The 14,999-nt window shown below is 44.6% G+C and carries 13 protein-coding genes; 6 read left to right on the plus strand and 7 right to left on the minus strand.

The annotated features are described in order from the left end of the window. Nucleotides 1-4 precede the first annotated feature (4 nt). From F8N35_RS13945 to F8N35_RS13970, 6 genes are all read left to right on the plus strand, one after another. Complete coding sequence (locus F8N35_RS13945) at nucleotides 5-1,966, plus strand: LTA synthase family protein (RefSeq protein ID WP_293054260.1); 1,962 nt, start codon at nucleotides 5-7, stop codon at nucleotides 1,964-1,966. Nucleotides 1,967-2,165: 199 nt separating this feature from the next. Next, the gene (locus tag F8N35_RS13950) at nucleotides 2,166-3,815 is read left to right on the plus strand and encodes a diphosphate--fructose-6-phosphate 1-phosphotransferase (protein ID WP_293054584.1); all 1,650 of its coding nucleotides are present in this window, start codon (nucleotides 2,166-2,168) and stop codon (nucleotides 3,813-3,815) included. A gap of 83 nt (nucleotides 3,816-3,898) precedes the next feature. Continuing rightward, on the plus strand, nucleotides 3,899-4,384 hold the full coding sequence (folK, locus tag F8N35_RS13955) for a 2-amino-4-hydroxy-6-hydroxymethyldihydropteridine diphosphokinase (RefSeq protein ID WP_293054263.1): 486 nt from the start codon (nucleotides 3,899-3,901) through the stop codon (nucleotides 4,382-4,384). 193 nt (nucleotides 4,385-4,577) lie between these two features. Then, nucleotides 4,578-5,006 carry a large conductance mechanosensitive channel protein MscL gene (gene mscL / locus F8N35_RS13960; RefSeq protein ID WP_293054266.1) on the plus strand — a complete coding sequence of 143 codons (429 nt, stop codon included), beginning with the start codon at nucleotides 4,578-4,580 and terminating at the stop codon, nucleotides 5,004-5,006. Between the two features lie 95 nt (nucleotides 5,007-5,101). Beyond that, nucleotides 5,102-5,515: a DUF4878 domain-containing protein gene (locus tag F8N35_RS13965; protein WP_293054269.1), complete on the plus strand. Its 414-nt coding sequence runs from the start codon at nucleotides 5,102-5,104 to the stop codon at nucleotides 5,513-5,515. Between the two features lie 117 nt (nucleotides 5,516-5,632). Next, on the plus strand, nucleotides 5,633-6,010 hold the full coding sequence (locus F8N35_RS13970) for a hypothetical protein (protein WP_293054272.1): 378 nt from the start codon (nucleotides 5,633-5,635) through the stop codon (nucleotides 6,008-6,010). 77 nt (nucleotides 6,011-6,087) lie between these two features. Here the strand turns inward: F8N35_RS13970 and F8N35_RS13975 are convergent, their stop codons facing one another. From F8N35_RS13975 to uvrA, 7 genes are all read right to left on the minus strand, one after another. Further along, nucleotides 6,088-7,137, minus strand: coding sequence for a DUF4831 family protein (locus F8N35_RS13975; RefSeq protein WP_293054275.1), 1,050 nt, complete (start codon nucleotides 7,135-7,137; stop codon nucleotides 6,088-6,090). A 1-nt stretch (nucleotide 7,138) separates the two neighbouring features. After that, a complete protein-coding gene (locus tag F8N35_RS13980) occupies nucleotides 7,139-8,671 on the minus strand; it encodes an NAD(P)H-hydrate dehydratase (protein ID WP_293054278.1) in 1,533 nt (510 codons plus the stop codon). Nucleotides 8,672-8,745: 74 nt separating this feature from the next. Further along, entirely contained in the window at nucleotides 8,746-9,177 is a 432-nt protein-coding gene (locus F8N35_RS13985) for a DUF2750 domain-containing protein (RefSeq protein ID WP_293054281.1), read from the minus strand. A 65-nt stretch (nucleotides 9,178-9,242) separates the two neighbouring features. Continuing rightward, the gene (locus tag F8N35_RS13990) at nucleotides 9,243-10,328 is read right to left on the minus strand and encodes a phosphoribosylaminoimidazolecarboxamide formyltransferase (protein ID WP_293054284.1); all 1,086 of its coding nucleotides are present in this window, start codon (nucleotides 10,326-10,328) and stop codon (nucleotides 9,243-9,245) included. Nucleotides 10,329-10,433: 105 nt separating this feature from the next. Further along, nucleotides 10,434-11,564, minus strand: a complete 1,131-nt coding sequence (locus tag F8N35_RS13995; RefSeq protein ID WP_293054287.1) for a DUF523 domain-containing protein — start codon at nucleotides 11,562-11,564, stop codon at nucleotides 10,434-10,436. A 76-nt stretch (nucleotides 11,565-11,640) separates the two neighbouring features. Further along, nucleotides 11,641-11,991, minus strand: coding sequence for a DUF3147 family protein (locus tag F8N35_RS14000; RefSeq protein ID WP_293054290.1), 351 nt, complete (start codon nucleotides 11,989-11,991; stop codon nucleotides 11,641-11,643). A gap of 21 nt (nucleotides 11,992-12,012) precedes the next feature. Beyond that, nucleotides 12,013-14,814, minus strand: coding sequence for an excinuclease ABC subunit UvrA (gene uvrA, locus F8N35_RS14005; protein WP_293054293.1), 2,802 nt, complete (start codon nucleotides 14,812-14,814; stop codon nucleotides 12,013-12,015). Nucleotides 14,815-14,999: the final 185 nt, after the last annotated feature.

The raw sequence follows: 14,999 nt of genomic DNA on the forward strand, positions 1-14,999 counted from the left end.
TAAGATGAGAGATAATAAATTATGGAAACGTCTTTGGTCAAGTCCATTGATAACAAGTAATGCTAACGTCATGATCGCCTGGCGTTTCCTCGTGGTGATGCTGCTTTTTTCGGTAACCAGGTTACTGTTTTATGTTTTCAACCGGCATTTGTTTGTCGATATGACGCCGGGGCATTTGGGTGAGTTGATGGTGCAGGGTTTGCGTTTCGATTTGGCAGGTGCTCTCTATATCAATATTCTTAATATAGCCTTGCAATCCATCCCTTTGCGGATACGATATCATACTATTTATCAGTCTGTCACCAAGTGGATATTCTTTATTACCAATGGAGTGGCCATTATGGTCAATTTGATTGATATTGCTTATTTCCCCTTTACGCTGCACCGTACCGACTGGTCATTCTTTACCGAATTTGGTAATAACAACAATTTGCTCTCCATATTGGGTGCCGGTTGCCTCCAGTATTGGTATCTGGTATTTATTTTTATCTTCTTCATGGTGGTGCTGGTGAAAAGTTATGGTAAGGCCGAGCCTTCCAAACTGACGAAGAAACCGGTGTTGTTTTATCCGGTCACGCTTGCCGTTCTTTTATTGGTAATCGGCTTGTCTGTCGCCGGAATCCGTGGAGGATTCACCCGCACCACACGTCCGATAACGCTGGCCGACGCGGGTACAAAAGCTAACAATCCTGCCGAACTGGGCATTGTGCTCAATACCCCGTTTTCAATGTTGCGCACCATCAATGCCAAGGTGCTGGAAGAAAAGCACGATTATTCGGATAATGAGGTTGAGTCGATTTATTCTCCTGTACATAAGAATATTACTGACGAAAAGTTTCAGAAGAAGAATGTGGTGATCCTTATTCTCGAGAGTTTTGCCCGCGAAAATGTAGGATCGATGAACCGCTACCTCGAAAACGGCACCTACAAGGGTTATACTCCGTTTCTGGACTCTCTGATTTCGGTTAGCCACTCATACTACGATGCTTTTGCCAACGGTCGTAAGTCGATTGAAGCAATGCCTTCCGTACTGGCGAGTGTTCCGTCACTTTATCAGCCTTTTGCCATTAGTCGCTATGCAAGTAACCATATGAAAGGGCTGGCGGCACTGCTCAAAGACGAGGGATACCAAACCGCATTCTTTCATGGAGCCCCCAATGGTTCCATGGGTTTTGATGCGATGTCCAGATTGCTGGGATACGATGCCTATTATGGGATGACCGAATATGGAAATAATGCTGATTTTGACGGTTTTTGGGGGATAAAAGATGAGGAGTTTTTGCAATATTTTGCGAATAAAATGGGGAGTTTCCGCCAGCCTTTCCTGACAACTGTTTTCACTCTTTCGTCGCATCACCCGTTTCACGTACCGGAAAAGTACCAACATGTATTTCCCGAGGGTAAAATTCCTTTGCACAAATGTATCCGCTATTCCGATTATGCATTGCGACGCTTCTTCAAAACCGCTTCGCAACAGCCATGGTACAAGAATACTATTTTTATAATCACCGCCGACCATTCGTTACCGGCAGTTGTTCACAATGAGTATAAAAATGGCTTGGGCGATTTCGCAATTCCCATCATCTTCTTCACGCCCGACCATTCGTTGCCTCCTGTGCAGGATACGCGGGTTATGCAACAGCTGAATGTGATGCCTACGCTTTTGGATTACCTGCATTATCCGAAACCCTATTTTGCCTTTGGTGCCGATATGCTTGATAAAAAGGGAGCTCCTTTTGTGGTGAACGACGACGGAGGGGTAATGCAATACATGGAAGGCGACTATATGTTGCGGTTCGATGGCAAAAACCCGATCGGACTCTATCGTTTCAGAGAAGATGTGATGCTGAGTAATAACCTGCTGAATAAAGAGCCGGATATTGCCAGCCGTATGACGGTAAAAATCAAAGCGATATTGCAACAGTATAACAACCGGCTTATCCGCAATCAGATGGTAGCACGGTGAACCTGCAGCCGAAGAGCCGGCGGCAAGATCATTCAGATAAAAAATCGGCGTTTTTTGCGTTTTTCTGTCGGAAAATTAGTAAATTCGCAATCATTTTTCAAACAAACCAAACAACTCATAACCAAATGAGAGCCATTGACTTTTGATTTGTCTACATGGAACTTATCCGGTTATATAAATTAATTTTATGATGAAATCCATCGAAAAAAGTCCGTTACAGATTTCCCGGTCACTTTATCACCCAAAAATGCCAAAAGCATTAGGTGGCCCTGTTGTCCTGAAAGAAGGCAAAGCAACCGAATCGGTAGCCGATCAGGCTGCAATTAAAGAACTTTTCCCGAATACTTACGGAATGCCATTGATCACATTCGAACCGGCAACTGAAAAAGTAGCTGCTCCTGCAGTGAATGTTGGCGTTATTCTTTCAGGTGGTCAGGCTCCTGGTGGTCATAACGTTATTTCCGGTATTTTCGATGGTATCAAAGCGTTGAATCCGGAAAGCAAACTTTATGGTTTTTTAGGTGGTCCAAGCGGATTGGTTGATCACAAATACGTTGAACTGACTGCTGATATTATTGACGAATACCGTAATACCGGTGGTTTTGATATTATCGGTTCTGGTCGTACAAAGCTCGAAGAAACCGAACAGTTTGATAAGGGTGCTGAAATTTGCAAAGAATTAGGTATCAATGCTATCGTGATTATCGGTGGTGACGATTCAAATACAAATGCTTGTGTTCTTGCTGAATACTACGCACAAAAGAAAACAGGTATCCAGGTGATCGGTTGCCCGAAAACAATTGACGGTGACCTGAAAAACGAAATGATCGAAACTTCTTTTGGTTTCGATACCGCTTGTAAAGTTTATTCTGAGTTGATCGGTAACATCCAGCGTGATGCTAACTCGGCAAAAAAATATTACCACTTTATCCGTTTGATGGGTCGTTCTGCTTCGCACATCGCTCTTGAATGTGCTTTGCAAAGCCAACCTAACGTTTGTATCGTTTCGGAAGAAGTAGAGGCAAAAAATCTGACACTGAGCGATGTTGTTGAACAAATCGTAAAAGTGATTGTTGACCGTGCAAATCAGGGTCTGAACTTTGGAACGATTTTGATTCCTGAAGGTCTGATCGAATTCATCCCTGCTATGAAGAAACTGATAGCAGAATTGAATGACCTGTTGGCTCACAACGATGATTTCAACGCGCTGGAAACAGAAGATGAAAAACGTCAGTACGTGAAAGGTTTGCTTTCTCCGGAAAGCCGCGAAGTTTATCGCGATCTGCCTAAGGGTATTGCACGTCAGTTGACACTCGATCGCGACCCGCACGGTAACGTTCAGGTTTCTTTGATCGAAACAGAAAAGCTGTTGATCGAAATGGTGGCTAAACGTTTGGCCAAACTGAAAGCAGCAGGTTCTTTCAAAGGAAAATTCTCTGCTATCAACCACTTCTTTGGGTACGAAGGACGTTGCGCTATCCCATCTAACTTTGATGCTAACTACACCTATTCATTGGGATATACAGCAGCTCTTTTGATTTCTGCAGGCAAAACCGGTTACATGTCATCTGTACGTAACCTGACTGCTCCTGCGGAAGAATGGATCGCCGGCGGTGTGCCCATCACGATGATGATGAACATGGAACGTCGTCACGGTGCTATGAAACCTGTAATCCAGAAAGCTTTGGTTCGTCTGGATGGCGCTCCTTTCCAGTATTTCGCTTCAAAACGCGATACATGGGCAACTACTACAAGTTTCGTTTATCCTGGCCCTATCCAGTATTACGGTCCTGCTGAAGTGTGCGAACAACCTACCCGTACGCTGAAACTGGAACATAACGCTGAATAATCCGGTATTCCGATAAATTTCTTTGATAGTGAACAAATGGCGGAAGCCTGTTTGTTCACTATCTTTTTTTAATACCTCGCATTATGAGCAAAGTCTATCTTAGTCTGGGATCCAATCTGGGCGATAAGCAACGCAATCTTAGTGTTGCAATCAGCGAAATAGAACAGCGTTGCGGAAAGGTTGAATTGTGCTCTTCTTTCTACTCTACTCCTCCATGGGGATTTAACTCCAACAATGAGTTCGTAAACCTTGCTCTTTCCATAACAACCACGCTTGAGCCTTTGGATTTGTTGAATGTCTTGAAACACATAGAACAGGTTTCAGGCCGTCAACAAAAAGCGAAAAGCGGTTATGAAGACCGACCTTTGGATATTGATATATTGTTTTACGACAACTCGATAATTAATTCGGAGACACTCACCGTTCCTCACCCACGACTTCATTTGCGTTTGTTCGTATTGGTTCCAATGAACGAAATTGCACCGCAGCTGATACATCCTATATTTCACAAAACCATTGAAACGCTGCTGATGGAGTGCAATGATTCCACTCAGATCTGTAAAATTTAGTTGTTTGGCACGTGCGTTTTGAAAAATTAACGCCAAATTAAAAAATCCAACATTGCACACTTCCCTTGTTTTGCTGAAAAAAATATTGCATTTTTGCAAGTAAATTAATGTTTAAAATTGAGGACAATAAACAATAACTCATTCCGTTTTGTTTGCAAAGTCTTGAATTGTAAACCTTCTAAATCATAAATCTATGGGATTAATTAAAGAGTTCAAGGAATTTGCCATGAGAGGCAATGTGATTGACCTGGCAGTCGGTGTGATCATTGGTGGCGCTTTTGGAAAAATTGTTGACTCAGTGGTAAACGATTTGGTTATGCCATTGATCTCGGCAATTATCGGTAAACCTGATTTTAGCAGCCTTTATATTGTTCTGAAAGGAACTATTGTTGAGGGAACTCCTTTGGCAGAGGCTCGTAAAGTTGCTGGATCTTCTATTTTTGCTTACGGTAATTTTATTACTATCGCCATCAACTTCATGCTTTTGGCCTTAGTGATATTTTTACTGATAAAGGGTGTTAATACTCTGAAAAAGAAACAGGAAGCAGCACCTGCCGCGCCTCCGGCTCCTACGGCACAGGAACAACTTCTTGCTGAAATACGTGATTTGTTGAAAAAATAAATTCTCCGTAGTCTCATTTTTAAAGGAAACTGAAAGCTTCGGTTTCCTTTTTTTATTCTTGAAGAATATTTCACATGTAATATACATCATACTGTATGAAGCCTTATCTGGGATTGTTCGTTGCGTTTTTTGTTCTCACTTTGGTTAGTTGTGTGGGGATTACGCCCTCATCGGCAGCCGAAAATTTGGCTGAATGCATGCAATCGGGCCAATATGAAAGGGCAGCTGAAAATCTTGCAACTGATCCGGATGCGACGCCTGAGCAGAAAGAGCAATGCAAAAAAGAATTTATTACTTCTCTGAAAGAAAAGGAGGCAAAATATTTCGCTAAAAATGGAGATTTGAAAAGTTATACCATTATTGATGAGGCAGTAACGCCCGATGAATCGAAAGCCTTTGTCAGAATTAGATATGGATTGGGAAACGGGTCTTCATTAGACGAAATCATTCCGTTGGTAAAATCGGGAGGTCGGTGGAAATATATTTGTAGAGATAGTAAAGCTAATTGAAAATATATTTAAGTTAAATTAACTACTTTAACCTTGAAAGAAGTATTTGTCGGAAAACAATTTGTGATTTTTGAATGTATTTTTGTTCCGCATGTTTAACCCTTAAAATTGTATCGAATGAAAAAATTAATTGTTTCCGTAATGGTTGCTGCAGCTTTCATTTTTGCTGCTAATGCTCAAACAGTAAAAACCACTAAAGATGCTGCTAAAGCTACAGTAACTCAAACGAAGAAAGATGCTAAGACAGTGAAAGAAGCAGCTAAAACAGATGTAAAGGCTGCCAAAGAAGTTAAAAAAGCAGAGACTAAAAAAGCTGCTGAAGCAACAACAAAAACAACCAAAGAAGCAACCAAAGCTAAAGCTGGTGAAGTGAAAAAAGCCGCTGAAACCAAAGCTGTTGAATCAAAAACCGGTAAAAAAGTAGAAAAAGCTACTGAAGTAAAAAAGAGTGCAGATAAAACTGTGAAAGCTGCAAAAGAAGCTGTAAAGAAATAAGCACTTGACTTCAGAGAAAACAAACAAGGCGTCTTCCCTATAAAGGAAAGACGCCTTTATTTTGGCGGTTGCCCAGATTATTTCTCAATGGAGATCAATGCTCCGGTAAGTGGATCGAATTGGATTTTGACTGTGTTTTTGTTGAAGATAGAAGCAGATAAGGCTTGTACTGTACCAAATTGTGCCAGATTTATCTTCTTGTTAATGAGAATATTCCCCGTCGGATCAATCACGGAAACGTCTGCTACGCCGGGTATTCTGTAATACAATCCGCTTGGGCCGCTTTTTTGGTTGGTAGCAATATTTTTGTCAGATATATCCGCAACGTTTATATAGTAAGGTTGTCCGCTAAGATCATCTTTCGATACTATTCCGCCTAAGGTTGAAAGTCTGAATAGTACTTCGTTTTTCATCTGTTTTTCAGGTGTCACGTCAAATGTGATGGTTGACGATACGGATACTGTTTTCCCAACGAAAAGGGCAGTCAGTTCTTTTTCCGATTTGTCGAGGTTTGATAGCATCAGAGCCAGCGCGTCTCCGTCGGGTAATTTGTCGTTGTCGCCGGTAATCAGGTTCAGACGGCTGTCGCGGATGCGGTAGATCTGTTTGGCCGAAAGTTCTGCCATTTTTGCTACCGAATTAGCTTGCAATGCTTCTTCGTTTAACACAGCTCCGCTGAAACTAAGATTCGGAGTTGTCTCGTTTTGTGGAGCCGGAGAGGAGCTCATCTTGTTCGGATTGAAGGGAATATTTACTCCAAACAAAGTGCCATTGGGGGTCAGGGTGATGTATGATGCACCGGATGCAGGATCCAGTTTTACGGTGAAACTATTGTTAGGGTCCGGCTTAGATTTGAGCACTATTTTAACCGATTTTACCGACCATGTGGTGCTGTTTTCTGTAATCACATCTTTTGTGCCCAGATACCGTTCCGAATAGCGGTAGTATGGTCCTGCCAGTTTAATGGTTTTTACAGCTTCCACTTCAATCCCCAAAACCGTTTTTGGCAGATTGTAGATCACTCCATTGGAAAATCCGGCTCTTTCCTGACTGCTTACCACTTCTGTCTGAGCAAACAGAAAAGGCGCAACGCACATTGCGGCAGTTAACAAATAATATTTTATCATTTCAATTATGTTTGTTTGATGTTTGACTTCTCAATTCGTTGAATGCACACCCGAGACTGGCTGTTATGTCGCCAGCCGTAATGCTTTCAAACGCAATGGTTCTGGTAGCTATGTCTCCTGCCAGTCCATGCAGGAAAACACCCAGACGAGCGGCATCGAAAGCATTATAACCTTGCGCCTGCAAAGCTAATAAAATTCCCGTTAAAGTGTCTCCGCTTCCTGCTGTTGCCATGCCGGGATTACCAGTACTGTTGAAACTGATCTCTCCGTCTGTGTTGATAACTGCGGTGTAGGCTCCTTTGAGCACCACAGTAACCTTGTTTTTAACGGCAAAATCGCGAGCTTTCTCCAAACGTTCGTAGCCCGTTGTCGATTTTCCGGCCAGTCGGTCGAATTCGGCAGGGTGGGGCGTCAGGATTGAGTTTGCGGGTATAAGCTTCATCCATTCGGGATGCTGTGCCAGAATGTTGAGCGCATCGGCATCAATCACCATCGGCTTGTCGCAGGTTTGCAACAGTTGGTGCAGCGCCTGCGTAGCCTCAGTCGAGGTTCCCATGCCGCAACCGATTCCTACGGCATTGATTTTCTCTCCCGGCAGCACGGACGTAATGATGTTTTCTCCTTCATCGGGAATCGTCATCGCTTCCGGAACGCTTATCTGAAGAATGTCGTTGCCTGAAGCGGGAATGTGCACCGTCAATAAGCCGACACCACTACGAAGACAGCTTCTGGCAGCCAATACAACGGCTCCCATTTTTCCCTTACTTCCGCCTGCAAATAATGCATGACCGAAGGTGCCTTTGTGGGCAAACCGGTCGCGTGGTTTCAGCAATTGCGCCATCTCTTCACCGGTCGCAAAGGAGTAAGCTGTCTGGCATTTTTCGATCGCTTGTGGGTGCAATCCGATAGGCAATACCTGCCAGTCTCCGACCACTTTGCTATTTTCGGCAAACAAAAAAGCAAGTTTTGGAAACTGAAACGACAGCGTATAAGTTGCATGAATGCAATGCTCCGGATTGTTTTGCTGGTTATCTTCACCGAAGAATCCGGAAGGAATGTCGATGGAAACGACCGTAGCTCCCGAGGCATTGATATGCCTGATCAGCGAGACGAAAGGCTCTTTCAGCGGACGATTCAGACCGGTGCCGAAAAGTCCGTCGATCACCCAATCATCCGGTTTTACTTCTGGAAGAAACCCCGGATCTGTTATCTCTGTAAACCGAAGATCGGTCTTTTTTGCAATTTCATCCCTGTAAAATGCGCAATCGGGAGATAGCTTCTGTGAGTAGTTGAACAGAAAGCACTCAACTTTAAAGCCGGCTGTGGCTAACAGCATGGCAATCACCAAAGCATCACCTCCATTGTTTCCATTGCCGGCAAGTACTTTAAATGAGGTGTCGTATTCTGCGTGTTGCCACAACCACTCGGCAGCTGTTCCCGCAGCTCGCTGCATTAGGTCAACCGACGAAATGGGCTCGTGTTCGATGGTGTATGTGTCGATAGCTTTAATCTGGTACGAAGCTGGAATTTTCATGCGATCAAGATTAGTAAGTAAACAGACTTCATCAATAAATCGTCAATGTTTCGGATTATAAAGATACCGCTTTTTTACTCGTTCAGAATCTTTTCTACTTCGGTCACAAGGTCATTCAGGTGGGCATAGTTTTGAAGGACAAGAGTTTTCTCTTGTGCCTTCAATTCTTTTGCCAGTTCTACAATCAACTCGAGAGGGTCGATTTCAATACCGTGCATATTCGGGTCGAAATCGGGGCCCACCATCATATTGTCGTTGGCCATGCCGATGCACCAGGTTTCTATAAATTCACTCAACAGAATCTCAACCGGTTCGTACCCCGACCATTCTTCTTTCGCACATGCTTTGGCAAGCGCTTTCCCCGACCAGAAACAAATCAATGGCAAGGGTTCTCCGCTTTCGTCTTCATAGTCGTTCGAGCCTGTGATTGCAAATCCTTCTTCGCTTTGAAGTCCCCATACAATTCCTGATTCACATACCGCCTGAATAAAACGGTCGCGTTGCATTTGCGTTATTATTTTGTCTTGTAGCATAGTTCTGGATGGGTTGACCCGTATTTTGTTGATGAAAATTAATGGTGGAACAAACGCACACCGGTGTTGATTAGCGTGATGCCCAATTTATCGCAAGTGTCGATAATTTCCTGATCGCGAATGGATCCCATCGGGGTGGCGATATATTTGACACCGTATTTGTGTGCCAGTTCGATGTTATCTTTCTGCGGGAAAAATCCATCCGATAGCAGACATGAATCGGGTAGCTGGTTCAACATAATCTGGTTGCCGAAAGCTTCTTCGCGTTTTTGTTCAATTAGTTGATCGAGGTCGGTACGTTTCAGGTCGGTGCGGTCTTTCAGAAACGAGTAATCGAGTTGCGATTTCTGGTACCAGATATTGGCTTTGCCTAATGCCAGCCCAGAGCAAAGTATGCGCGATTGCTGTCCGGAGCCGATGCCGATCACATGGCCGTTGTTAACCACGCAAATGGAGTTCGACATGGTATATTTCAGCGTGATGAAACCCAGTTTCAGGTCGTTCAGGATTTTAGCCGGTACGTTTTTGTTGGCGGTAACTACTTTGGAGAACATTTCGTCCGAAACGTGGAGGTTGTTTCGTTTCTGTTTCACAGTGATGCCGAACACCTCGCGCGACTCTACCTCTTCGGGTTCGTAAGCGGCATCGATTTCAAATACCACGAAGCCTCCTTTTTTCTTAGCGGCAAGAATCTCCAATGCTTCGGGTTCGTAGCCCGGAGCTACAATGCCGTCGCACACTTCCGATTTGATAAGCAATGCAGTAGCCCTGTCCACCGGATGGCTAAGGGCAATAAAATCGCCGAACGATGCCAGACGGTCGGTGCCGCGTGCTCGTGCGTATGCCGATGCCAGCGGTGAGAGCTCGTTTTTTATCAGGTAGGCCCCTTTTTCGGCTTCGGTCAGGACTTTGGCAACTGCCACGCCCGATGGTGTTACGTGTTTGAACGAGGTGGCAGCTTCGGTATTCAGCGTAGCGCTGGCTTCTTTTACCAGTTGCCACGAGTTGAGGGCATCCAGCACGTTAATTACACTCGGATTGCCGTTTTTAAGCGTCAAAGCGCCTTTCGGGTCAATTACTTCCGCATAATCCTGATAAGGATTCATTCCGTATTTCAGTTTCATAATATAGTGAGGTTTATGTTGTTGTCTTTTTTTACCATTAAGGAATTGAGGTGATTAAGTTTTTTTATTCCTGTTTCTTAATTTCGTAATGGTTGAAATGGGTTATTACAAATCTTCTTCGGTCAGTACTTTTATGCCGTTATCTAATAGCAATTGAGCCGTGATGCCGTTGCCGGGTACGACCGATCCCGAAAAGTTTCCGTCATACACTTGTCCGCATCCGCACGAGGGACTCCGTTGCTTGAGGATGACAGTGGCAATGCCGTACAACCGCGCAATCTCTAGCACCTGACGGGCTCCCGCTTCAAAATTTGCGGTTATGTCTTCTCCGTCGGATGTAATTGCTCGTCCATTTTTGAGCTCTACCGCCGGACGCGGGGTAGGCAAGCCACCCATCTGTTCGGGACAGACCGGAATCAATACCTCTTCTTCTGCCAGACGCAACACTTTTTCATGAGGAACGCTCTCTCCGTTGTACCGGCAGACAAGTCCCAGCAGGCAGGAACTACAAAGTTTCATGCGATGGTTATTTGAATGAAATTGTTCGGCTTGAAGATTGTAGTTATCTTTACCTTTAATTTTTAGACACTTCCAAATTGCTTCAGCTTTTGCAAACAATAGCATTTCAATAGTTGCTATATCAGTATGATTATGATCTGCAACTGATTTTAAAATTAATAGGTAGTGATTGTAAAATTCCGAATTGTCCAGTTTTTCCCAATTACCCGATATATCGCTGATTCTTTTATTTCCTTCTAGTACTTTGTTGTTTCTACTGCTTAAGATGGGAAATAATTGCTTGTCTTCGATGCTGTATAATTCCTGTAAACAATTCAAACTAAGAGATACTCTCGCATCGAAAATAGCATATTGTTGTGGGTTATGTATTACCAACGCTTTTGACCACGAAGCGACTCCTTTTTTGCCAAGACGAATAAGAGATTTTGGAGCCAGTGCCATATATTCATCAATTGTGTCATTTGAAATCCTTTTGATTCCACCCCAGACAGAGATATAGGCCTTAATAATACGTTTGCGTTTGTCACTATCGCTCTCGCTTTCCCATAACTCATGTAATTTCTTTTTCAATTCTACTGTTTTGTCAAAGCAAGTTTCACCTTCAAGGGTTATTCCAAAATTGGCATGAAAATAATCCTCTTGGATCTTCCATTGATACCAATTTCTATTATCTAGATATTTAGAACAGTAACAATTTAAGGCATCAGTTAAATTCATTGTAAATTGGCTTGATGTGAATGTTTTATTGTGCTTTTTCTTATCCTTTTAATATTGAAACGAAAAGATAGCTTTCTCACAAATTCACCCCGCACTTTTTCAATAGATAGATCATTCCAAAATAGAGTAACACCATCACTAAGGTAGAAAGGACGAGCGATAGATAAAAGTTCATTCCTTTACGCAACAGTACCGGGAATAGTATAAAGAAACTCAGCGAAGGAATTACCAGCCAAAAGATGCCCGAGGAAAGATCGGCAATTTTGTGCACATCCTTGGTGTCGATATACATCCACACGAAAGCCATCAACGAGAGGAGCGGAATGGAAGCAAAGATGCTGCCCACCAGTGAACTTCGTTTTGAAATCTCGGAGATGGCCACAATCAGAATGGCCGAAATCAATACTTTGATGATGTAATATACCATACCTGTTGCTTTTAGATTGTTCTATTTTAACTCTTTCTCTAAAAACATGCCGGTATATGACTTCTCGCATTGCACCAGCTTTTCAGGCGTACCCTCGAAAACGATTTCACCGCCGCCGGCACCGCTTTCGGGTCCGAGGTCGATGATGTGGTCGGCGCATTTAATCACCTCCATGTTGTGCTCGATGATGATGACAGTGTGTCCGCGGTCGATCAGCGCATCGAAGGCCTTCATCAGCGTTTTGATGTCGTGGAAGTGCAATCCGGTGGTTGGTTCGTCGAACACGAAGAGCATGGGCGATGTCTTCTCTTCGGAGAGGAACGAAGCCAGTTTCACGCGCTGGCTTTCACCACCCGAGAGGGTGCTCGATGCCTGTCCCAGTTTGATATAACCAAGTCCTACATCCTGCAGGGGTTTCAACCGTTTTACAATTTTCTTTTCGGTAAGCCCTTTGCCTTCGGCGAAAAACTCGATGGACTGGTCGACAGTCATCTCCAGCACGTCGAAGATACTGGCACCGTTGTACATCACCTCCAGCACATCCGATTTGAACCGTTTGCCGTGGCAATGTTCACACTCGAGAGTGATGTCGGCCATAAATTGCATCTCCACAGTGATAGTTCCCTCGCCCTGACACTCTTCGCAGCGTCCGCCTTCCACGTTGAACGAGAAGTGCGATGCGGAAAAGCCCATCTGTTTGGATAGCTGTTGTTCGGCAAAGAGGCGACGGATCTCGTCGTAGGCTTTCATGTAGGTTACCGGGTTGGAGCGCGACGATTTGCCGATCGGGTTCTGATCCACAAATTCGATGTCGTTGGCGAGGTGCATACTGCCGTCGAGTTGGCCGTAAACGCCGACATGTTCGGCGACGCCGCCGTAATGTTTTTTCAACGCAGGATAAAGAATGTCGCGCACCAGCGACGACTTGCCGCTACCACTCACACCGGTAACCACCGTCATTACGTTGAGCGGAAAACGCACCGAAATATTCTTCAGGTTGTTCTCGTTGGCTCCCTTTACCTCAATGTAGTTGTTCCACTTGCGGCGTTTGGCAGGTACGGGAATTTTCTCCGTTCCGGCAAGGTAATTGAGTGTATGCGACTGATTTGTTTTAGAGATAATATTTTGTGGTACCGGTAGGGGCGATGCCAGCACCACTTCGCCGCCCAACCGTCCGGCATTCGGACCAATGTCAATGATGTAGTCGGCGGCACGGATAATATCTTCGTCGTGTTCTACCACTACCACGGTATTGCCCAAATTGCGCAACTGTTTCAACACTTTCACCAGTAGAGCCGTATCGCGTGAGTGCAGCCCGATGCTCGGTTCATCAAGGATGTAAAGCGAGCCCACGAGGCTGCTGCCCAATGAGGTGGCTAAGTTGATGCGCTGGCTTTCACCGCCCGACAGCGTGTTGGAGAGTCGGTTCAGCGTGAGGTAGCCCAGCCCTACATCGAGCAGGAACTGTATGCGGTTGTTGATTTCGACAAGCAGTCGTTTGGTGATCTGCTTCTCTTGCTCGTTCAGTTCAATCACATCGAAAAACAGTTTGAGTTCCGACATGGGCAATTCTACCAGTTCGGAGATGGATTTGCCGCCGATCTTTACCCACTGTGACTCTTTTTTCAGGCGGGTGCCGTGGCATTCGGGGCAGATGGTTTTTCCCCGGTAGCGGGCCAGCATCACACGGTATTGTATTTTGTACTGATTGGCTTCCAGAAAGCGGAAAAATGCGTCGATACCTTCAAAATATTGACATCCTTTCCAAAGCATCTCCTTCTCCTCTTTGGTCAGGTCAATGTAGGGGTGATGAATCGGGAACCCGGCTTTGCGTGCTCCTGCCACCACCTGCTTCTTCCATTCGCCCATTACTTCGCCGCGCCAGCAAATGACCGCATCTTCGTAAACAGATAGTTGTTTGTTCGGAATTACCAGATTTTCGTCGATACCAATTACCTTGCCAAATCCTTCGCAACGGGGGCAGGCTCCCACCGGACTGTTGAAACTGAATAACTGTTCCGACGGCTCTTCAAAGGTGATGCCGTCTGCCTCAAACGACTTGGAAAAGAGTTGTTGGTGAGTGCCTTCTTCGGCTTGTACCTCAAGTACACAATTGTTTTTTCCTTCAAAAAAGGCAGTTTCTACCGAGTCAGCCAGTCGGCTGAGGGTTTCCTTGTCGGTTTGAGCAGCAAGGCGGTCGACCACCACAAAAATCTCGGCTTTAGTTTTCAAAGCTCTGTTTTTTACGGCATCGGCAATGCGCATAAATTCTTCGCCGACCTTCAATCGGTTAAAGCCTTCCTTCTGAAGAATTTCTGCATGTTTTTCGATTGTCCTTCCTTCGGGAACAAGAAACGGAACCATAACGATGACGGCAGTTCCTTCCGGCAAAGCCGAAAAATAGTCTACCACGTCTTCCACCGTGTGTTTCTTGACTGGTTCGCCAGATACCGGCGAGTAGGTTTTACCCACGCGGGAGTAAAGCAGTTTGATGTATTCGTAAATTTCGGTGGAGGTTCCTACCGTGGAGCGCGGATTGCGGGTGTTTACCTTTTGCTGAATGGCAATAGCGGGAGGCAGTCCTTTGATGTAGTCCACCTCGGGCTTGTTCATGCGACCCAAAAACTGCCGGGCATATGAAGAGAGACTTTCTACGTAACGGCGTTGTCCCTCGGCATACAGCGTGTCGAACGCTAATGATGATTTGCCGGAACCGGATAGCCCTGTGATGACTACCAGAGAGTTGCGGGGAATCTCAATGTCGATATTTTTGAGATTGTTGACTCTGGCTCCTTTGATTATAATATTTCCTTTATTGGACATGGATGCTTGATTATGTAACATGCAAAGTTACGCATTAGTTTTCAATAGAGGTGGTTGCTTCCTGCTTTTGAAATCCCGTGAAGCGGAGTTTTTGTCAGCGCTTTTGAACTTATGTTTTCTTAATTTTTTATTCTTTAAAAACTACAAACGGGATGTGTTTGCCAATTTTCTAACAGGCAAAATGT

It is taken from the genome of Paludibacter sp. (genome assembly GCF_009712605.1).
Taxonomy (GTDB): Bacteria; Bacteroidota; Bacteroidia; order Bacteroidales; family Paludibacteraceae; genus Microbacter.